Consider the following 20249-nt stretch of genomic DNA (forward strand, 5'->3'; position numbering starts at 1 on the left):
AGTACCTCCTCAGGCGGTGTAGGTCACGGCTTTCACCGCTTCCACCACTTCAGCTACAGTCGGCAGAGCCAGCTTTTCGAGGTTGGCCGCATATGGCATCGGAACGTCCTTGCCAGCGATCGTCAGGATCGGCGCATCGAGATAATCGAAAGCCTGCTGCATGACGCGGGTAGCAATTTCAGTACCAACGGAAGACTGTGGGTAGCCTTCTTCAACGGTCACGAGACGACCGGTCTTCTTGACCGATTCAACGACCGTTGGAATATCCATTGGACGGATGGTGCGCAGATCGATGATTTCAACATCAATGCCCTGTGCAGCAAGTTCTTCCGCAGCCTTGACCGCATAGGTCATGCCGATACCGAACGAAACGATGGTCGCGTCCTTGCCCTGCTTGTGAATGCGGGCCTTGCCGATTGGCAGAACGAAATCGTCAAGCTTCGGCACATCGAAATGATGACCATAGAGAATTTCGTTTTCAAGGAAGATGACCGGATTTGGATCGCGGATAGCAGCCTTGAGAAGACCCTTCGCATCAGCAGCCGAGTAAGGCATGACCACCTTGAGGCCAGGGATCTGGCTGTACCATGCGGCATAGCACTGGGAGTGCTGAGCAGCAACGCGAGCAGCAGCGCCCGAAGGACCACGGAACACCATCGGCGCACCCATCTGGCCACCCGACATATAAAGCGTCTTCGCAGCCGAATTGATAATCTGGTCAATCGCCTGCATGGCGAAGTTGAAGGTCATGAATTCGACGATTGGCTTAAGACCAGCCATAGCGGCACCAACACCAACACCAGCAAAGCCATGCTCGGTGATCGGGGTGTCGACAACGCGGCGCGGGCCGAATTCATCCAAAAGACCCTGCGTGATCTTGTAAGCGCCCTGATATTCGGCAACTTCTTCACCCATGATGAAGACATTGTCGTCGCGACGCATTTCTTCAGCCATAGCGTCGCGCAGTGCTTCACGCACAGTCATCGAAACCATTTCTGTACCGGCTGGAATGTCTGGATCGGAAGCGACTTCAACTTTCGGAGCAGCAGGCACGCTGTCGGCCTTCTTTTCTTCAGCCTTTGGCGCTTCTTTCGCTTCTTCTTTCGGTGCTTCTGCTTTTGCAGCAGTAGCTGAACCGATGTCAGACGCGCTTTCGCCGTCACCGAGCAGGATTGCGATTGGCGTATTCACTTTTACGCCTTCCGAACCTTCTTCGATCAAAAGTTTGCCGATTGTGCCTTCATCGACGGCTTCAACTTCCATCGTCGCCTTATCGGTTTCGATTTCAGCGATCACGTCACCGGACGTAACCTTGTCGCCTTCTTTTTTAAGCCACTTGGACAGTTTGCCTTCTTCCATCGTCGGGGAAAGGGCAGGCATGAGAATTTCTACGGGCATGACAATACCTTTCCTGAATTAGAGCAGAATATCCGTGTAAAGCTCGGAAACATCCGGCTCAGGATCGTTTTGAGCGAATTCGGCAGAATCAGCGACGATGTCGCGAACTTCCTTGTCGATTTCTTTCAGCTCTTCTTCAGTGGCCCAGTTATTTTCGATCAAGCGCAGTTTGACCTGCTCAATCGGGTCGTGCTCGGAGCGCATTTTTTGCACTTCGTCCTTCGAGCGATACTTCGCAGGATCGGACATGGAGTGTCCCCGATAGCGATAGGTTTCCATTTCAAGAATCAATGGACCCTTACCCGAACGCGCCCAATCGGCAGCAAATTCAGCAGCAGCCGCTACAGCACGAACATCCATGCCGTCGACCTTGATGCCCGGTACGTTGAACGAAACGCCGCGCTTGGAGAAATCTGTTTCAGCGGAAGAACGCGAAACCGATGTACCCATTGCATAGCGGTTGTTTTCGATCACATAGATCACCGGCAGCTTCCATAGCGACGCCATGTTGAAGGCTTCATAGACCTGGCCCTGATTGGCAGCGCCATCGCCGAAATAGGTAACAGAGATATTATCATTGCCGCGATACTTGTTTGCAAAGGCAAGACCAGTGCCAAGAGGAACCTGAGCGCCGACGATACCATGACCGCCGTAAAAGCCCTTTTCCTTCGAGAACATGTGCATGGAGCCGCCCTTGCCCTTGGAGTAACCTCCACGGCGGCCGGTCAGCTCGGCCATAACGCCACGTGCTTCCATGCCGGTTGCCAGCATGTGACCATGGTCACGATAGGAGGTGATGATCTGATCACCTTCCTTGAGCGCTGTCTGCATACCGACGACAACGGCTTCTTGACCGATATAAAGGTGACAGAAGCCACCGATGAAACCCATACCGTAAAGCTGTCCGGCCTTTTCTTCGAAACGGCGGATCAAAAGCATTTCACGGTAAGCACTCAGTTCCTGCTCTTTATTAAACTTTGCAGGCGCTGGCGTCTTGGGGGTGGTGACAGAAGACGTCTGCGTTTTTCCAGCAGGCGCCTTATTAGCCCTCGGTGCCATATCTCGCTCCCTATAGCATAAACCCAAAATCAGAGGTGATTTTGAAAGCAACATGCGACGATTCAAATTATCAGAGCACCTTTCACGCACACGAAGGACGCGCGGCGCTCTACGATTGTCGTTCTATTGTGACGTTATACGGGCAATTTACAAGATACAATATGCACGCAAAGCATAGCTGCTATGCCGCCAAGCCTTTAAAAACATATCACAAAAAGACAATTAACCTGAATTTGGTTAATTAGACCGATCTTCGCGAGAAATGATTATTGTCATTTCATCGGAATGGGAGAGATTAAGCGCTCTGCGAGCCTGCTCGTCAAGCATGTCCTTTTCAATCGAACCATCGCGCAGAAGCGTGACTCGCTTCTCAAGTGCAGCTCTGTCGGCAGTCACTTGTGCAAGCTGTTCGGTCAGCAGGCTTTTCTGCTGTTCCAGCTGGAGACGCGAATAAAGACCAAATTCGCCATGATAGGCGTGAAAACCAAAATAGCTCAGAAACGCAGCTGTCAAAACAGGCAGCACAAAACGGCCACGAATAGATTTACGTTTCTGCTTGGTCCACATTTCGGCTTCCTTCCCGGACACTCACGAGGGCTTCGATACTAATTTGAAGCCGTCAATCCGATTTCCACCATAAAACATAATTCTGCTTAACAGAGCTTTACCGCAACGCGATGACAGAGGGGCCAGCGTCAGTTTTTTTGAAGCCCTTGGCTCAGCGTGAGATAGGAATGGCGACAAGAGCCGCCATCCCATCAATAAATACTGGGCAAGCTACACATCAACAATCGTTGAAAAACCGCCCATAATCATGCGTTTACCGTCAAAAGGCATGGTTTCACCCATGTGCTTCATGCGTGGATCGCTCATCATTTTCTCATTGGCTGCATCACGCGTTGCTTTGTCGGGATATTCAAACCACGAGAAGACCACCTCTTCATCGTCTTTGGCCTGAACCGCACGACGAAAGTCCGTGACCTTGCCATCGGGCACGTCATCGCCCCAGGCTTCGACCATACGCGTTACGCCAAACTCTTTGAACAATTCCGCAGCTTTAGCGGCATGTTGCCGATAAACGTCTTTATTGGCCTTCGGAACAGCTAAAACAAATCCTTCTATGTAAGCCATTTTTCTCTCCCAATTGTTTGCCCTCCACCAAGTGATGATATTTTTCTTATTATTCGCCTGAGCTCAGGAAATTAGAAATAGGTTGCGAGCGAGCGAAAGCAATAGCGCATCAGACTCTCACCAATATTCAAAATGGCCAACTTATATTTTAAATAAAAATCAACAATAATTCAGTAAAAATGGAATATTTATAATAACTACATAGGTCCATAAATTATGAATGAGAAAATAGTAAAAAGAATAGCATGCATTGTTATGGCATTATTCCCTACTTTATGGGGTTTATTCAGTTTGTTGAATAATACTGCCGATTTCTCAGGCACTGCTCAACATGCGGTCTCACCGCTTTTGTCAATGACTGACACATACGGAAACCCGGCTTTAACCTGGCGCGCTATTACAGCAAGTTGGGCCCCTTACGTCGGACTTGCTGGAATCACAGCGATGGAAACACTGGCAGGTATCCTCGCCACAATCGGCGTTATCAAGATGATCACAAACATTGGAAAAGACTACACCGCTTTCGCAAACGGCAAAGCATGGGCGATGCTCGGAGGCCTGTGCGCTATCGCAGTCTGGGGGCTTGGCTTCATGGTCGTTGCAGGTGATTGGTTCATGGCGTGGCAAGCCAAGGAAAATCCGCTCAATACCCAACTAGGGGCGCTATTATATGCTCTACCGAGCATGATGGCCGTTGTGATTATGATGCTTCACAAAGAGGAAGCATGAAAGCAATAAAAAACGGCGGCCTTTGAGCCGCCGTCTTTCATTTAACTAACCACTAAGAGGTCTTAGAGGAACTTCAGAGCGCTGCGGCCTGCATAGCGAGCCTGCTTGCCAAGTTCTTCTTCGATGCGGATGAGCTGGTTGTACTTTGCAGTACGGTCCGAGCGCGCCAGCGAACCGGTCTTGATCTGTCCGCAATTGGTTGCGACTGCGAGATCTGCAATGGTCGAGTCTTCAGTTTCGCCCGAACGGTGCGACATGACAGAGGTGTAACCTGCCTTGTGAGCGGTTTCGACAGCGTCCAGAGTTTCGCTGAGCGAGCCGATCTGGTTAACCTTGACGAGGATCGAGTTGGCAACGCCCATCTTGATGCCATCGCGCAGGCGTGCCGAGTTAGTCACGAACAGATCGTCACCAACGAGCTGGCACTTGTCACCGATCAGGTCGGTCAGGTATTTCCAGCCTTCCCAGTCGTCTTCAGCCATACCGTCTTCAATCGAAACGATTGGGTAATCAGCAGCAAGCTTTGCGAGATACTCAGCCTGCGCTTTTGGATCGCGAGTCTTGTTTTCGCCTTCATAGACGTAGTTACCGTCCTTGAAGAATTCAGTTGCCGCGCAATCAAGACCGATTGCGATGTCTACGCCTGGCTTGAAGCCAGCTTTTTCGATCGATTCAACAACGAAATCGAGCGCTGCTTCTGCACTGAGCAGGTTCGGCGCAAAGCCACCTTCGTCACCAACATTGGTGTTGTGGCCAGCATCTTTCAAACGCTTCTTCAGTGTGTGGAAAACTTCCGCACCATAACGAACAGCTTCGCGGAACGACGGAGCGCCGACAGGAATGATCATGAATTCCTGAAAATCGATTGGATTGTCAGCATGTGCGCCGCCATTGATGATGTTCATCATTGGAACTGGCAGAACATGGGCATTCGCACCGCCAACATAGCGGTAAAGTGGCAGGCCAGCAGCCTGTGCCGCAGCCTTGGCAACAGCAAGCGAAACGCCGAGAATTGCGTTTGCACCAAGGTTGCCCTTGTTTGGTGTGCCATCAAGTTCGATGAGTGTCTGATCGATGAGCAGCTGATTTTCAGCATCAAGACCAGCGATTGCATCAAAAATCTTGCCATTGACTGCTTCAACAGCCTTTTCAACGCCCTTGCCGAGATAGCGGCTGCCGCCGTCGCGAAGCTCTACAGCTTCATGCGCGCCAGTCGATGCGCCCGATGGCACAGCGGCGCGGCCAAAAGAGCCGTCTTCAAGGTAAACGTCGACTTCGACGGTTGGATTACCGCGGCTGTCGAGAATTTCGCGACCAACGATGTCGATGATTGCAGTCATAGGGGCAAGTCCTTCCCTGTAGATAGCCCCGCTTTGTTGCAAGGCACATTGAAGAAATTCAATTTCAGGTCTTCATTACAGACATTTAAGGCGGAGGAAAATCCCCCGCCTGTGAATTCTTGATGAATTTTAAATCGATTTAGCAATCTTGTCGAATGCCATGAGCTTCTCAAGCAGTGCAGGCATTTTATCGATAGGCACCATGTTCGGGCCATCGGACGGTGCATTGTCAGGATCCTGATGGGTTTCAATGAACACACCAGCCACACCAACAGCCACAGCAGCGCTTGCAAGCGTTTCAACAAACTCACGCTGACCACCTGAAGAGCCACCCTGCCCGCCCGGCTGCTGCACAGAGTGAGTCGCATCAAAAATCACTGGCGAGCCAAAACCAGCCATGATCGGCAGCGAACGCATGTCGGACACCAGCGTATTGTAGCCAAAGGATGCACCGCGCTCGGTAGCCATGACATTTGGATTGCCATTTTCGGTGATCTTCGCCAGCACGTTCTTCATATCCCAAGGTGCCAGAAACTGGCCCTTCTTCACGTTGATCGCGCGGCCAGTCTTGGCTGCCGCAACCAGAAGATCAGTCTGACGGCAAAGAAATGCCGGGATTTGCAGAACATCGACAACTTCAGCAACTTCCGCACACTGATGTTCATTGTGAATGTCTGTCAGCACCGGAAAGCCGTATTCTTTCTTAAGGTCCGAAAAGACCTCCAATGCCTTTTCCAGACCAATGCCGCGTTGTGCGCTCAGCGACGTGCGGTTGGCTTTGTCAAAGCTCGATTTGTAAACGAGGCCAACGCCAAGCTTGCTGGTGATTTCAACCAGACGGCCAGCCATCTCAAAAGCATGTTCACGCGTTTCCATCTGACAAGGCCCGGCAATCAATGCCAGCGGTGCAGTGTTGGAGAACGTTACATTGCCGATTTTTACAGCAGGATTGGCCGTCGTCATGATTTGGAACCTTTAAATATTACAAGTGCCTGAGAGGCACCTTATCTGGCGTGCGAATTGAACGAAAACAAGGCGCACAAATGAAACGCGCCCCAACAAGCATGTCTCCAAAAAGTGGGATCCGGTTTTTGGATAAAGACATGCGAAAAACAAAGGCGTATCTCGCGTAAAGTAAAACGCGCCCCAGAAGGGCGCGTAAGAGCTTTAAACCAGTCTGCCCTGCTCCATCGCAGCAGCGATGAAGGAGGCGAAGAGTGGGTGCGGTTCAAATGGGCGTGATTTCAATTCCGGGTGGTACTGAACGCCGATGAACCAAGGATGATCGGCATATTCGACTGTTTCCGGCAGGACACCATCAGGCGACATGCCTGAGAAGATCAGGCCGCTTTCTTCAAGGCGATCCTTATAGTCAACATTCACCTCATAACGGTGACGATGACGTTCGGAAATCTCAGTCGAACCGTAAATGTCGGCAATACGCGTTCCAGCCTTTAGCGTGGAATCATATGCGCCGAGACGCATAGTGCCACCGAGATCACCCGACTTCGTGCGCTTTTCGAGCATATTGCCCTTAAGCCACTCAGTCATCAGACCAACAACTGGTTCCTTGGTCGGACCAAACTCGGTCGAAGATGCATTCTCAATACCAGCGAGATTACGCGCCGCTTCAAGACATGCCATCTGCATACCAAAGCAAATACCGAAATAAGGCACCTTGTGTTCACGTGCGAACTTGGCCGCAAGAATCTTGCCTTCCGCGCCACGCTCACCAAAGCCACCCGGCACCAGAATGCCGTGGACCTTTTCGAGATATGGTGACGGATCTTCACTTTCAAAGACTTCCGCTTCGATCCAGTCGAGATTGACCTTCACCTTGTTGGCGATGCCGCCATGCTGAAGGGCTTCAATCAGCGACTTATACGCATCTTTCAGCTCCGTATATTTGCCGACAACGGCAATCGTAACTTCGCCTTCAGGATTATGAAGAAGGTTAGAAATGCCTTCCCAACGCTCCATGCGCGGCTTTGGTGCAGGCTCAATGCCGAATGCTGCAAGCACTTCGTTGTCGAGACCTTCCTTATGATAGGCAATCGGCACATCATAAATGGTCGAAACGTCGAGCGCCTGAATAACCGCGCTTTCACGCACATTGCAGAACAGCGACAGCTTGCGGCGTTCAGAAGCCGGAATTTCGCGATCCGCACGCACCAGAAGAATATCCGGAGCAATACCAATTGAGCGCAGTTCTTTAACCGAATGCTGTGTTGGCTTGGTCTTAAGTTCACCTGCCGCAGGAATATACGGCATCAATGTCAAATGGATATAGACCGCGCTGTTGCGTGGCAGTTCGTTGCCGAGCTGACGAATCGCTTCGAGGAACGGCATAGCTTCGATATCGCCAACCGTACCGCCGATTTCGCACAACACGAAATCATAGTCGTCATTGCCTTCAAGGATGAAGTTTTTGATTTCATCCGTAACGTGAGGAATGACCTGTACCGTCGCACCGAGATAATCGCCGCGGCGTTCTTTTTCGATGATGTTGCGGTATATACGACCCGTCGTAATATTATCCCGCTGATTGGCAGGACGACCGGTGAACCGCTCGTAATGGCCCAGATCAAGGTCTGTTTCGGCACCATCGTCAGTGACGAACACCTCACCATGCTGGTAAGGCGACATCGTGCCGGGGTCGACGTTCAGATAAGGGTCGAGTTTACGGATACGCACGCGGTAACCACGTGCCTGAAGGAGTGCAGCCAATGCTGCTGCGGCAATGCCTTTTCCAAGGGAAGAAACCACGCCGCCTGTGATGAATACATATCGCGCCATGGGCTTATGTCGTTAGACCCTTCTGATTGATTCCGCCACTAAAAAAATGGGAATCAATGTTTTTTCCATCAAAATCACGCCCGAACTGCATTGCATGCGAGAAAATCAGACGCTTCCACCAAGTTCGTTCTGTTCATAACATATAACTTGAATTGTTATGTACGCACGAAAAAAGGCCGGGGAACCCCCGGCCTTTCGGGTAGTTTATAAAAAAATCAGAGAACGACGACTTTTGCGCCCATACCAACGCGGTCATAAAGATCCATGACGTCTTCGTTGGTCATACGGAAACAACCGTTTGAAGCAGGGCTACCGATTGTCCATGGCTGAGTCGTGCCGTGAATGCGGATATATGTGTCTTTGTTGCCCTGGAACAGATACATGGCGCGTGAACCGAGCGGGTTGCCCGGGCCGCCATCCATGCCATTTTTATAACGACCATACTGCGCTGGATTGCGCTCGATCATTTCCTTGGTCGGAATCCAGCGTGGCCATTCGCGCTTGGCGTTAACAGTAGCAGTTCCTTTGAACTCCAGACCGACTTTACCAACAGCGATACCATAACGGCGCGCGCTGCCCGAGCTTTCAACGAGGTAAAGGAAATATTTCGACGGATCGATCACGATTGTTCCTGGCTCGTAGCCAGTGAACGAAACGGTCTGAGCCTGATAACGTGGATCGATGTTGTAGCGATTAAGGCCAACCTTCTTCGCAGCACCTGCATTAGAAGCGCTTTTCTTTTTCTTCTTGGCAGGCTTTGCAGTTGTATCGCTTGCCACAGCTACCTGCTGAACAGCAGTCGCGGCAGCATCAAGCTCAGCTTCTGCGCCAGCAGCACCGGCGGCAAAGCTCTGGCCTGAAAGACCGATGCAGAGGCTTGCGATGCCAGCCATCAAAATAAAACGTGAAGACATGATCAGTTCCCGAAACCAGACGTAAGCGGAAAATACCTGTCGCAACATTGCGTTCAGGTTTTGCAACTCAATACGTTAATCAGCAAAATTACTCAATTATCGGAACGGTCAATACATCACGATTCGATGATCGCTATTGCCTGCATGCAACACTTTGGGTGCTTATTACCAAAATAGAAAGGCCGATCTGAAAACAGACCGGCCTTTTAGAAAATCTATGAGCTCTAATAATCTTACTGTGAGCTTGGAACCTGTGGAGCCTGTGGCTGCGTGCTTTCTGGCTGTGCAGGAGCTGGAACCTCACCCGAAGCAGGTGTTTCAGCTTCGTTGGTGCGCGAAGATTCGCCACCGAGCTGATTAAGGATGCCGCCGCCTGCATCAGTTCCACCAGCAGGCGTATTTTGCGTGCTACCAGCGGCAGGGATACGGTTCAGAATGTCGGTCGGCTTTTCGCCATAACGCGCCATGATGCCGAGAGCCAGCGAAGTCGCGAAAAAGCCAATCGCGAGAATGGCTGTTGTACGGGTCAGCGCATTTGCCGCGCCGCGAGCCGTCATAAAGCCCGAACCACCGCCGATACCAAGGCCACCGCCTTCGGAACGCTGGATGAGCACAACGCCAACAAGCGCCAAAACGATCAACAAATGAATGACAATGACTATGGTCTGCATAGGTTAAGGTCTTTATATCTCTGGACTTATGCTCAACCGAGACAGCACTAAAACATGCGTCCGGTTAGCGATGATACAAATAGATAGAGCGGCTCTTTACACGCTATTGCGTCATAAACCAAGCCCCGCGCCCGATATTGATTAAAGGACGCAATCACTTGTCACAAATTGCGATAGGTTTCGCATATGGCGAGGAAGTCCGTTGCTTTCAAGCTGGCGCCGCCAACCAAAGCACCATCAACATCCGGGACACTCAGCAATTCCATTGCATTCGACGCCTTCACCGAACCGCCATAGAGAAGACGGAGATGCGCGCCATTGGCACCAAAACGCTCGGTCAGCTTTTTACGCATGAATGCATGGGCTGTCCGAACATCCTGAACCGTAGGCGTCAAACCTGTGCCGATAGCCCATACAGGCTCATAGGCAACAATCGTGTTTTCAGCCTTAACACCTTCAGGAAGAGACGCTGCGAGCTGCTCGCCGATAATATCAAGCGTACGCTCCGCCTTGCGCTCATCTGCCGTTTCACCGACACAGACAATCGCAACAAGACCTGCTACCCATGCGGCTTCCGTTTTGCTGCGCACCAGTTCACTGGCTTCACGGTGATCGGTCCGGCGCTCTGAATGACCAAGAATAACATGGCTTGCACCAGCTTCTTTGAGCATTTGTGCCGAAACATCGCCTGTGTGCGCGCCGGATACTTTTGCATGACAATCCTGTCCGCCAAGACCGACGGTTTCACCTTCCAGCGTTTCAGCTGCACGTGAAAGCAATGTTGCCGGAACGCAGATCACTGCATCAAGTTTACGACCAAGATCAGAACTCAAACCCGCCGCGATTGCGCGCAGTTCGGTTAGAGATTCTCCCGTACCATTCATTTTCCAGTTGCCAGCAACCAGCGGACGGATTCCCGGAGTCATGTCATTCTCCTCGTCTTGAACGACAGCAAACCGCTCAACAATATGCAAGCAGCGCCAAATTTTGCCACTGACTAAGCGTATTCGCACAGCAATGCAACGATCTTGGTGCTCTGCGTACAATGAGAACTTGCATCGGAACCTTTGTTAAGGTTATCCCCTCACAAGGCTTATCTTTACAGATAGCCGGGCTTTGTTTTGTTCTTAAAGGGTTTCCAATGCTCGACAGTATGCGTGACGCCGCCAAATCCTGGGTTGCTAAGCTTCTTCTTAGCCTGCTCGTCCTCAGCTTTGCGGCTTGGGGTATTACGGATGCTTTTCAGGGCGAAATGGAAGTTGATTCAGCCATTAGTGCTGGCGGTTCAAAAGTCAGCACAACTGACTATCGTTTTGCCTATGAACAACAGCTGATGCGCCTTTCGCAGCAGTTCCGCCAGCGGCTCAACCGTGAACAGGCCCAGCAGCTTGGTGTGGACCAGCAGGTTCTGGCACAGCTCGCAGCCGGTGTCGTTCTGGATGAACAGGCCCGCAACATGCAGCTTGGCCTTTCCAAGGACGGCATTGCGCGTCTGACCGGCGAAGACCCATCATTTCAGGATGCAAGCGGCAATTTCAGCCGCGCCCAGTTTGATGCCGTTCTGCGCCAGTCAAACATCCGCCCACAGGATTACCTCGATAATCGTGCAAAAGTTGCGCGTCGCCAGCAAATCGTTGAAGCATCAACCGATGGTTTGAAAATGCCAGCCACGATGCTGAAAGCATTGGCTCTATATCAGGGTGAAAGCCGCAGCGCCGATTACATTACAATTCCGGCTGAAAAAGCTGATGCGGTCCCTGCCCCTTCGGATGAAGCGCTCAAGACTTATTTTGATGCGCACAAAGACGAATATAAAGCACCGGAATACCGCAAGATTACCTATGTGAAGCTTGAGCCTTCGGACATTGCCGATCCGGCCGCTGTCACACAAGACGAAATTAAAGACTATTACCAAAAGAACAAAAGCCGTTTCAGCACCACTGAAACCCGCACAATCGAACAGCTTAACTTTGCCGACGAAGCAGCCGCAAAGGCCGCGCACGAAAAAATCGCAGCTGGTACCAGCTTCGTCGATATTGGCAAGGAACAGGGAAAGAGCGAAACTGATCTCGTTCTCGGCACCTTTGAAAAGACTGCTCTTCCTGATTCCGTCATTGCAGATGCAGCATTTGCGCTCAACGAAGGTGGCGTCAGTGATGTCGTAAAGGGTGCATTCGGCCCTGTTATTCTGCGCGTTACGACGGTTAATCCGGCAAGCGTCAAAGAGCTTTCGGAAGTCGAAAAAGAAATTCGCGACACCGTAGCGACCAATATCGCGATCAGCAGCATTAACGGTATTCACGACGCCTATGAACAGCAGCGTTCCGAAGGTGGCAGCATGCCAGACGTTGCCAAAGGTCTGAGCCTCAAGGCTGTGTCGATCGAAGCTGTTGACGATGAAGGCAATGATCCAGCTGGCAAAGCACTCGAGTTGCCAAACTCAGAAGCGCTTCTTGCCGCCGCATTTCAGGCCGAACAGGGTTTTGACAATGACGCTTTGACGCTCGGAAACTCTGGTTATCTGTGGTATCAGGTGGACGGAACGACCCCCGCGCGCGATCGCACACTTGATGAAGTCAAGGACAAGGTTACAGCGGCATGGAAGGGCGAAGAAGCAGTCAAGCGTCTCAATGATCGCATGGCTGAATTGAAAAAGCGTCTTGATGACGGTGAAACGCTCGACGCAATCGCAGCAAGTGCAGGCGTCGAAAAGCAGACCAAGCGCGGCATCACCCGTAACACCAATGATGCAGATTTCGGCTCTGCCGCAACCGCACAGGTATTCCGTGGTCCGCTTAACCACACCGGCACTGCTGGCGCTGTTTCCAATGACGGACAGCTTCTCTTCAAAGTAATTGAAGTGACCGAGCCAACTGCCACTGGTCCGGAAGCTATTCCAGAACAGCAGCAGACCTATCTCGCATCAACACTTACAGATGACGTGCTTGAACAGCTGGTCGGTGAGTTGCAGAAGCAATACCCGGTCAAGATTAACCAGACAGCCATCAATAACGCACTGGCATTCTGATAAGCGACGGACATAAGAGAATGGCTGACTTAAAACCCTATATCGCCAAGGCTGCCACCGGCACACCACTGTCGTTCGAGGATTCTAAAGCAGCCTTCGACATTATGATGTCAGGTCAGGCCACCCCTTCGCAGATCGGTGGCTTCCTGATGGCTCTGCGTGTTCGTGGAGAAACAGTGCCGGAGATTGCTGGTGCTGTTGCTTCCATGCGTTCCCGCATGCTGCCTGTTGCAGGATCAGAAGATGCGGTCGATATTGTTGGCACCGGCGGCGACCAGTCCGGCTCCTACAATGTTTCAACCTGCTCTGCGATCGTCGTTGCTGGCGCAGGCGTGCCGGTTGCAAAACACGGCAATCGCGCGCTCTCGTCAAAATCTGGCGCTGCTGATGCGTTGGCAGCGCTGGGCGTCAACATTGAAGCCGATGCCAATACAATAGGGCGTAGCATTACAGAAGCTGGTCTTGGCTTCATGTTTGCGCCGATGCACCATTCGGCAATGCGCCATGTGGGCCCATCGCGCGTCGAGCTTGGCACCCGCACAATCTTCAACCTTCTTGGACCGCTTTCCAATCCGGCTGGCGTCAAGCGTCAGCTCGTCGGCGTTTTCTCAGCAGAATGGGTAGAGCCACTAGCGGAAGTTCTTAAAACTCTGGGTTCAGAAACCGCATGGGTCGTCTATGGCGACGGCCTTGACGAAATGACCACGTCCGGCACCACCAAAGTTGCAGCACTCGAAAACGGCACCATCCGCACATTTGAAATTCAGCCGGAAGACGTCGGCCTTCGCCGCGTCGATATGTCTGAACTCAAAGGTGGCGATGCCGAAGTTAATGCCAAAGCACTGCTTGCCGTGCTTGAAGGCGCTCACAATGCCTATCGTGACATTGTACTGCTGAATTCTGGTGCAGCTCTGGTGATTTCCGGTAAGGCAAAAGACCTTAAAGACGGCATTGCGCTCGCGGCGCAATCAATCGATAGCGGTGCGGCGCTGGCCGTTTTGCAAAAAGTTATCGCTGTATCAAACGACAAGCCGCTCTGACGGAAAGGATCACATTATGTCCACCGACATTCTGCGGAAAATTGAAGCTTATAAACGCGAAGAAATCGCTGCTGCAAAGGCAAGCCTGCCTCTCAACGAAGTAAAGGCACTGGCCAAAGATCAGCCAGCAACGCGCGGTTTTCTCAAAGCGCTCGAAGCAAAGCGTGCGGCCAAAAAGTTTGCTCTCATTGCGGAGATCAAGAAGGCGAGTCCATCCAAAGGTCTTATCCGCCCGGATTTCGATCCTCCAGCGTTGGCGAAAGCCTATGAAGATGGTGGCGCTGCCTGTCTTTCGGTTCTGACCGATACGCCATCCTTTCAGGGCGCGCCGGAGTTTCTGACTGCTGCGCGCAATGCATGCTCATTGCCTGCGCTGCGCAAGGATTTTCTTTTCGATACTTACCAAGTCTACGAAGCCCGCAGCTGGGGTGCGGATTGCATTCTGATCATTATGGCAAGCGTCGATGATGATCTCGCAAAGGCGCTTGAAGAAACCGCTTTTGAGCTTGGTATGGATGCGCTGATTGAAGTGCATGACGAAGAAGAAACGGAACGCGCATTGAAACTTTCGTCGCGACTCATCGGCGTTAACAATCGTAACCTGCGTACCTTTGATGTCGATCTTGCCGTCTCCGAGCGCCTTGCAAAAATGGTGCCGTCAGACCGTCTCTTGGTGGGCGAGAGTGGCATCTTCACCCATGATGATTGCCTGCGTCTTGAAAAATCCCATATTGGCACATTCCTGATTGGCGAAAGCCTGATGCGCAAGGATGACGTAGCAAGCGCTACCCGCGAACTTCTAACCGGCAAGGTGTGAGCCATGACGGCCAAGCTGACCCATATCGACCAGACAGGTTCCGCCCATATGGTCGATGTCGGCGACAAGGCCGAAACGGATCGCGTGGCGATCGCCGAAGGCGCAGTCAGGATGAAGCCAGAAACGCTGGCACTCATTCTGGAAGGCAATGCAGCCAAAGGCGATGTCATTGGCACAGCGCGGCTTGCTGGCATTATGGCGGCGAAAAAGACCGCTGATCTTATTCCGCTCTGTCATCCACTGATGTTGACCAAAGTGTCCGTCGAAATAGAACCCGACCAAGCTCTGCCCGGCTTGCGCGTTTCGGCAACCGCAAAACTCAAAGGCCGTACTGGCGTTGAGATGGAAGCGCTGACTGCCGTTTCTGTTACCTGCCTGACGATTTATGACATGGCTAAAGCAGTTGATCGTCATATGGAAATTACCGATATCCGCGTTTGTGCGAAAAGTGGCGGCAAGTCAGGCGATTGGAAAGCCTGATCTTTCAGACGAAAGGAAAACCGATGTCCCTGTTTCCAGTCGATGAAGCACTTGCGCGTATTCTGAATAGTGCACGACCGCATGGTACAGAGACAATTTCGCTTTCTGAAGCAGGCGGACGTGTCGTTGCAGAACCTGTTCAGGCCAAACTGCAACAGCCTCCTTTTGATTGCTCGGCTATGGATGGCTATGCGCTAATTGCTCCTCCAAACACCAATTATCCTCTCGAATTCACAGTCATTGGCGAATCAGTTGCTGGAAAACGCTTTGATGGTGAGCTCAAACAAGGTGAAGCCATACGCATCTTCACCGGTGCACCAATGCCCGCAGGTGCCGATAGCATCGTTATTCAGGAAGATACGGAACGCTCGGGTGAAACACTCACCATCCTCAACGGACTAGACAAGGGGCGGCATATCCGACGTGCGGGGCTAGATTTCGCTCCCAGCGATGTTGTACTGCCAATCGGTCGTTCTCTTGATGCGCCTGCGCTTTCGCTTGCAGCAGCGAGCGGCAATGCAACAATTTCAGTATTCTGCAAGCCGCGCGTCGCGATACTCGCTACCGGCGACGAACTTGTACTGCCTGGAATAATTCCCGGCCCTGACCAGATCGTCGCTTCCAACAGTGTTGGCATTGCCGAAATCGTCCGCCGTGCAGGTGGTGAGCCAGAAGATCTAGGTATCATCACTGATAATCCGGCAAAGATAGAAACAGCAATCAGCGACGCTTTTTCGGATGGTATCGACATTCTGGTGACGGTTGGTGGCGCATCCGTTGGAGACCGCGATTACATTCACGGTGCGTTGCAGAATTGCGACGTTGATCTCGACTTTTGGAAAATCGCCATGCGTCCGGGTAAGCCGCTAATGTACGGACGCAAAGCCACTTCTGGCAAAACTATTCACGTCATCGGGCTGCCAGGTAACCCGGTTTCAAGTCTCGTATGCAGTCTTGTTTTTCTGCGCCCCCTCGTCGCGAAACTGTCTGGCACAGAGTTAAATGCAGATATTCGCCCAGCCAAACTTGGTGAAGCGATGAAAGCCAATGACCACCGGCGCGACTATGTGCGCTCGACTGTCACTCAGGCATCTGACGGCACACTGATTGCAACACCCTTCCCGGTTCAAGACTCATCGATGCTTTCAGCGCTGGTTCGCTCTCAGGCATTGCTGATGAGAGATGAGCATGCCCCTGCTGCCTCCACGGGTGACGCTTGTACGATATTAATGCTGTAAAGAACGCCCCCTCCGCACAACCATTAATCATTTTAAAACCATTGCGGAACAAGACTGGAACATATAGTGTTCGTTCTGGTTTTGTTTTTATTTGATTCTGGTCCGGAGGGTATGGCGCATGTTGACCCGTAAACAGCACGAGCTTCTGCTGTTCATTCATGAACGTCTTAAAGAGACGGGCATCCCTCCGTCGTTTGACGAAATGAAAGAAGCTCTCGATTTGGCTTCCAAATCGGGCATTCATCGCCTTATCACAGCGCTGGAAGAACGCGGTTTTATTCGTAGACTTCCCAATCGTGCACGTGCGCTCGAAGTTCTTCGCCTACCTGATTCCATTGCACCGGGCCTGAACTCACAAAAGAAGTTCGCTCCAAGCGTCATCGAAGGTAGCCTTGGCAAAGCGCCACCACCGCCTCCTCCGTCACGACCTGCACCTGTTACGGCAAATGATGATTCTCCAGCAACGGTTTCCGTGCCGATGATGGGACGTATCGCAGCCGGTGTACCGATATCAGCAATTCAGAATCAGACACATTCGATCAGTCTGCCACCAGAAATGCTCGGTGCTGGCGAGCATTATGCGCTCGAAGTCAAAGGCGACTCGATGATCGAGGCAGGAATTTTTGATGGTGACACCGTCATCATTAAGCGCGGTGAGACGGCCAATCCAGGCGAAATTGTTGTTGCACTGGTCGATGACGAAGAAGCAACTCTGAAACGCTTCCGTCGCAAAGGTGCATCAATTGCGCTTGAAGCTGCAAACCCGGCTTATGAAACGCGGATTTTTGGTCCAGATCGTGTGCGCGTACAAGGTAAGTTGATTGGCCTCATCCGACGCTATTAAAGCAACTGCATTTTAGGAGACATGCAACTGAATATGTTTCCTTTTAAGCAGTACAGTCAGCTATAATGGCTCTGCCAATTCTGTTGCGGCTTGCGACGCTTCATAAGCTCTACTTTTCTCAGCGCCAGCTCTCTTTTGATATTCGCGATCAGGTAGTCCCCTCGCCGCTCGCGAATAGAGACGATGCAAATGCCACGGGCGCGTTGGCGCATCGACTGAAAAGGTCAGCTGATCAGCATAGTCGGCTAAGTTGGTCGTTTTGGTCAGTGCGAAACGGTAAATTTTATTCTCCTGCGCAATACCGTTTTCGTCTGAGTTGATTGCAGAAGCGCTTACACGTAGCAGCTTATGCCCTAGTCTGAGTTCAAGAGTACCTTTTAAGGCTAGTTCCTGTCGGTCGATCATCAGGACGCTAAAACGCTTACAGCTCAACTCTTTGCCAGCTATAGCGAGAATGACAATGTCGCCAATATTGCAGGCTGCGTCTTTCATCTCTTCATCTGCCGTGTAGGATAGCATTCTACCGTCCCGCAGCGGAATGGCGCACACCCCATCTTCGCAAACAAAGGCTTCTTCAGCTGATACCATTCGCTGTTTTTTTACCACCTGCGGCGGAATAAACTCATTAATCAGATAGGCTGTCTGCCAGTTCTGCGCGGTAAATTTTGGAGGCCTGCTGCGATTAATAGCAAAATTCCCATCTGGAAGACGCACAGCGACGAATTTCGCATCTTCACTCACAAGAATATCAGGCAACGGTGTTCTTATAAAAACGGCAAGCCCGATAATTACGAAGGGGAGTGCCAGCCATCGCATTCGTGTTGTAAACACAACCGCTATAACAAGCGCCAGCGTCCAGAGAACAAGCGTGCTAGCTGGCATGACCCCTGGATTACCATCAGGCGAAAAGCTGGCGACAAAACTTGCAATATGTCTGACCAGTAAAACGCCGAACCCCATAATCTGCAATGGCAACCAATCCAGATGCAGCGGCATCAATAACAAGCTGAGCACTGCGAAGGGCATAACCAATATAGAAATAACGGGTAGTGCCAATACGTTGCCAACAAGACCAAACGGCGCCGTATTGTTAAAATGATAGGCTGCGAAAATTCCACTGGCCACGCCAGCAACAATAGACGTAGCGCCCGTCGCAACCGTTGGTAATAGAATTTTTGAAATAATCCCGCGTGGCTTTGCGCGACGATCTTCAATAGCTGTTTGCTTGCGAGATTTCTTATCGCTCCACCACGCAAAAGCTGCAATGAGACCCGCAGTGGCTGAGAACGACATTTGAAAGCTTGGCCCCACAATTTCATGCGGGGAAATCGCAATCATTGCCACTGAGGCGATAGCGAGATTGCGCATACTGATCGCTACGCGATCGACCAGCAATGCACAAAGCATCACAACGATCATCACATAGCTTCGTTGCGCAGCGACGTCAGCACCGGACATAGCCAGATAGAACGTGCAACTTAGAAGTGAAAGACATGCAGCAATTTTTTTGACCGGATATCTGGCGCTAAACGCTGGTGCGAGTGCGAATAAAGATCGCAACGACATCATCACAACCCCTGCAGCCAACACCATGTGCAAACCAGAAATAGACAAGATATGCGCGAGACCCGCTTTGCGCAGATCCTCATTTGTTTCTTCACTTATCCCCGCTCGTTCTCCAGCGATGAGTGCGGCTGCGACACTCCCATCCTCGCCTGAAAGCACTTCAGCGATACGTTCAGAAACATGTACCCGTAATTGAGCGATAGCGCCGGAAATTTTGGCGAAAACCTCACTTGGTGCAGGCACATCAGCTATTTTTGGAGTGCCCAAGAAAAAGCCATTTGCACCTATCCCGCCGAAATAGGCGTGAAACGCAAAGTCGTAGTTTCCCGGTCGAACAGGACCAGTGGGCACACGTAACCGCGCGAAACCAGTCAAGCCGCTGCCAATTTCTGTTTTGGCTGGTATATCGCGCGCCGTAATCCGGATGCGTTGCGGCGCATAGCGAAGTTTGGGTCGTTGCGTTTCAAGCAAATCAAGCGTCACACGCCAACTGCCATTATCGCGATACTCTAAGCCAACAACTCTGCCAGTGATACGCGTTGCAACCTCAGAGCCTAACAATTGCGTACTTCGTCGTTCCGTCTCGAACTTTCCCGCAACTATTCCCAATAACACCGCCAACACGAGTGTCACTGCTTGTGATACGAGGAAGTGTTTTCTGAATAAAAAACGTATTAAACAAACAGCTACAACAACAGATAGAATGGGCAACCATTCAGGTTCATAAGAAAGCGTGAAATAAACAACGGCTCCCAACCCCATAAAAACGGGAAAAAGAAGAAAAAATATTCCGCGCCCTATTTCACGATCAAGCGCCGCAATCAAAAGCTGCCGTGAACTACTCAGCAGTTCCCGCGCACGCTCGGAAGGTGTCAGTTTCCTTTCCGGTAAAGCGACGGGCTGAATATCAGCTCGTTCTTTCGGTAACCACGGTTCAGGAAGCAAGGCACGAGCAAGACCTTCAGGCATGTCTTTGACAAATGCCCGCTCGCTCACCTCTTGTCTTTCCCTTATGCCCGTCATGCCCCCGCCTGACTGCAAAAGTGCCCGCGCTTAATCTAAAGAAGCACGTCCCGACGGTGCGAAAGAATTGGGAAACGCTTGCACACCGTGCTGCCTATGCTACATGAACCACAGTCAAAATCGAGAGGGTTCTCGCAATGAGAATCCTTATCGCCCGTGGACTGTGAGAAAACGG

18 protein-coding genes are annotated in these 20249 nt (G+C 51.4%); 7 read left to right on the forward strand and 11 right to left on the reverse strand.

Annotated features, from left to right (window positions below; all coding sequences use genetic code 11):
- Positions 1–9: 9 nt before the first annotated feature.
- From RI570_RS01000 to RI570_RS01015, 4 genes are all read right to left on the reverse strand, one after another.
- Entirely contained in the window at positions 10–1398 is a 1389-nt protein-coding gene (locus RI570_RS01000) for a pyruvate dehydrogenase complex E1 component subunit beta (RefSeq protein ID WP_313826558.1), read from the reverse strand.
- Positions 1399–1416: 18 nt separating this feature from the next.
- Positions 1417–2457, reverse strand: a complete 1041-nt coding sequence (pdhA, locus tag RI570_RS01005; protein ID WP_313826559.1) for a pyruvate dehydrogenase (acetyl-transferring) E1 component subunit alpha — start codon at positions 2455–2457, stop codon at positions 1417–1419.
- A gap of 237 nt (positions 2458–2694) precedes the next feature.
- Positions 2695–3024, reverse strand: coding sequence for an FtsB family cell division protein (locus tag RI570_RS01010; RefSeq protein WP_250039786.1), 330 nt, complete (start codon positions 3022–3024; stop codon positions 2695–2697).
- Positions 3025–3234: 210 nt separating this feature from the next.
- Complete coding sequence (locus tag RI570_RS01015; RefSeq protein ID WP_313826560.1) at positions 3235–3588, reverse strand: DUF1428 family protein; 354 nt, start codon at positions 3586–3588, stop codon at positions 3235–3237.
- 216 nt (positions 3589–3804) lie between these two features.
- Between RI570_RS01015 and RI570_RS01020 the strand changes: the two genes are divergently transcribed.
- Complete coding sequence (locus RI570_RS01020; protein ID WP_313826561.1) at positions 3805–4317, forward strand: DUF2165 family protein; 513 nt, start codon at positions 3805–3807, stop codon at positions 4315–4317.
- A 62-nt stretch (positions 4318–4379) separates the two neighbouring features.
- Here RI570_RS01020 and eno read toward each other — a convergent pair whose 3' ends face one another.
- The 6 genes from eno to tpiA form a co-directional block, all read right to left on the reverse strand.
- Positions 4380–5657, reverse strand: coding sequence for a phosphopyruvate hydratase (gene eno / locus RI570_RS01025; protein WP_250040859.1), 1278 nt, complete (start codon positions 5655–5657; stop codon positions 4380–4382).
- A 129-nt stretch (positions 5658–5786) separates the two neighbouring features.
- Complete coding sequence (kdsA, locus tag RI570_RS01030) at positions 5787–6620, reverse strand: 3-deoxy-8-phosphooctulonate synthase (protein WP_313826562.1); 834 nt, start codon at positions 6618–6620, stop codon at positions 5787–5789.
- A 204-nt stretch (positions 6621–6824) separates the two neighbouring features.
- The gene (locus RI570_RS01035; RefSeq protein ID WP_313826563.1) at positions 6825–8453 is read right to left on the reverse strand and encodes a CTP synthase; all 1629 of its coding nucleotides are present in this window, start codon (positions 8451–8453) and stop codon (positions 6825–6827) included.
- A 215-nt stretch (positions 8454–8668) separates the two neighbouring features.
- Entirely contained in the window at positions 8669–9367 is a 699-nt protein-coding gene (locus RI570_RS01040) for a L,D-transpeptidase (RefSeq protein ID WP_310010031.1), read from the reverse strand.
- 233 nt (positions 9368–9600) lie between these two features.
- Entirely contained in the window at positions 9601–10038 is a 438-nt protein-coding gene (gene secG / locus RI570_RS01045) for a preprotein translocase subunit SecG (RefSeq protein WP_313826564.1), read from the reverse strand.
- A 161-nt stretch (positions 10039–10199) separates the two neighbouring features.
- Complete coding sequence (tpiA, locus tag RI570_RS01050) at positions 10200–10964, reverse strand: triose-phosphate isomerase (RefSeq protein WP_313826565.1); 765 nt, start codon at positions 10962–10964, stop codon at positions 10200–10202.
- A gap of 215 nt (positions 10965–11179) precedes the next feature.
- On the opposite strand from tpiA, the gene RI570_RS01055 reads away from it, so the two are divergent.
- The 6 genes from RI570_RS01055 (at position 11180) to lexA (ending at position 17485) form a co-directional block, all read left to right on the forward strand.
- Positions 11180–13066, forward strand: a complete 1887-nt coding sequence (locus tag RI570_RS01055) for a peptidyl-prolyl cis-trans isomerase (protein WP_313826566.1) — start codon at positions 11180–11182, stop codon at positions 13064–13066.
- A gap of 20 nt (positions 13067–13086) precedes the next feature.
- A complete protein-coding gene (trpD, locus tag RI570_RS01060; protein WP_313826567.1) occupies positions 13087–14106 on the forward strand; it encodes an anthranilate phosphoribosyltransferase in 1020 nt (339 codons plus the stop codon).
- 16 nt (positions 14107–14122) lie between these two features.
- Positions 14123–14923, forward strand: a complete 801-nt coding sequence (gene trpC, locus RI570_RS01065; protein WP_313826568.1) for an indole-3-glycerol phosphate synthase TrpC — start codon at positions 14123–14125, stop codon at positions 14921–14923.
- 3 nt (positions 14924–14926) lie between these two features.
- Positions 14927–15403: a cyclic pyranopterin monophosphate synthase MoaC gene (moaC, locus tag RI570_RS01070; RefSeq protein ID WP_313826569.1), complete on the forward strand. Its 477-nt coding sequence runs from the start codon at positions 14927–14929 to the stop codon at positions 15401–15403.
- A gap of 23 nt (positions 15404–15426) precedes the next feature.
- Entirely contained in the window at positions 15427–16641 is a 1215-nt protein-coding gene (gene glp / locus RI570_RS01075) for a gephyrin-like molybdotransferase Glp (protein WP_313826570.1), read from the forward strand.
- A 118-nt stretch (positions 16642–16759) separates the two neighbouring features.
- The gene (lexA, locus tag RI570_RS01080) at positions 16760–17485 is read left to right on the forward strand and encodes a transcriptional repressor LexA (RefSeq protein ID WP_313826571.1); all 726 of its coding nucleotides are present in this window, start codon (positions 16760–16762) and stop codon (positions 17483–17485) included.
- 60 nt (positions 17486–17545) lie between these two features.
- On the opposite strand, the gene RI570_RS01085 is transcribed toward lexA, so the two are convergent.
- A complete protein-coding gene (locus RI570_RS01085) occupies positions 17546–20074 on the reverse strand; it encodes a ComEC/Rec2 family competence protein (protein ID WP_313826572.1) in 2529 nt (842 codons plus the stop codon).
- Positions 20075–20249: the final 175 nt, after the last annotated feature.

Origin of the sequence: Brucella pseudogrignonensis (genome assembly GCF_032190615.1) — a bacterium.
In the GTDB taxonomy this organism is placed as follows: domain Bacteria; phylum Pseudomonadota; class Alphaproteobacteria; order Rhizobiales; family Rhizobiaceae; genus Brucella; species Brucella pseudogrignonensis_B.

What these genes read in the sequence shown, in the direction of transcription:
- lexA (WP_313826571.1), top strand. Translation starts at nt 16,760, where the DNA reads ATGTTGACCCGTAAACAGCACGAGCTTCTGCTGTTCATTCATGAACGT.
- RI570_RS01085 (WP_313826572.1), bottom strand. Translation starts at nt 20,074, where the DNA reads ATGACGGGCATAAGGGAAAGACAAGAGGTGAGCGAGCGGGCATTTGTC.
- RI570_RS01020 (WP_313826561.1), top strand. Translation starts at nt 3,805, where the DNA reads ATGAATGAGAAAATAGTAAAAAGAATAGCATGCATTGTTATGGCATTA.
- moaC (WP_313826569.1), top strand. Translation starts at nt 14,927, where the DNA reads ATGACGGCCAAGCTGACCCATATCGACCAGACAGGTTCCGCCCATATG.
- RI570_RS01035 (WP_313826563.1), bottom strand. Translation starts at nt 8,453, where the DNA reads ATGGCGCGATATGTATTCATCACAGGCGGCGTGGTTTCTTCCCTTGGA.
- glp (WP_313826570.1), top strand. Translation starts at nt 15,427, where the DNA reads ATGTCCCTGTTTCCAGTCGATGAAGCACTTGCGCGTATTCTGAATAGT.
- secG (WP_313826564.1), bottom strand. Translation starts at nt 10,038, where the DNA reads ATGCAGACCATAGTCATTGTCATTCATTTGTTGATCGTTTTGGCGCTT.
- trpD (WP_313826567.1), top strand. Translation starts at nt 13,087, where the DNA reads ATGGCTGACTTAAAACCCTATATCGCCAAGGCTGCCACCGGCACACCA.
- kdsA (WP_313826562.1), bottom strand. Translation starts at nt 6,620, where the DNA reads ATGACGACGGCCAATCCTGCTGTAAAAATCGGCAATGTAACGTTCTCC.
- eno (WP_250040859.1), bottom strand. Translation starts at nt 5,657, where the DNA reads ATGACTGCAATCATCGACATCGTTGGTCGCGAAATTCTCGACAGCCGC.
- pdhA (WP_313826559.1), bottom strand. Translation starts at nt 2,457, where the DNA reads ATGGCACCGAGGGCTAATAAGGCGCCTGCTGGAAAAACGCAGACGTCT.
- trpC (WP_313826568.1), top strand. Translation starts at nt 14,123, where the DNA reads ATGTCCACCGACATTCTGCGGAAAATTGAAGCTTATAAACGCGAAGAA.
- RI570_RS01055 (WP_313826566.1), top strand. Translation starts at nt 11,180, where the DNA reads ATGCTCGACAGTATGCGTGACGCCGCCAAATCCTGGGTTGCTAAGCTT.
- RI570_RS01015 (WP_313826560.1), bottom strand. Translation starts at nt 3,588, where the DNA reads ATGGCTTACATAGAAGGATTTGTTTTAGCTGTTCCGAAGGCCAATAAA.
- RI570_RS01000 (WP_313826558.1), bottom strand. Translation starts at nt 1,398, where the DNA reads ATGCCCGTAGAAATTCTCATGCCTGCCCTTTCCCCGACGATGGAAGAA.
- RI570_RS01010 (WP_250039786.1), bottom strand. Translation starts at nt 3,024, where the DNA reads ATGTGGACCAAGCAGAAACGTAAATCTATTCGTGGCCGTTTTGTGCTG.
- RI570_RS01040 (WP_310010031.1), bottom strand. Translation starts at nt 9,367, where the DNA reads ATGTCTTCACGTTTTATTTTGATGGCTGGCATCGCAAGCCTCTGCATC.
- tpiA (WP_313826565.1), bottom strand. Translation starts at nt 10,964, where the DNA reads ATGACTCCGGGAATCCGTCCGCTGGTTGCTGGCAACTGGAAAATGAAT.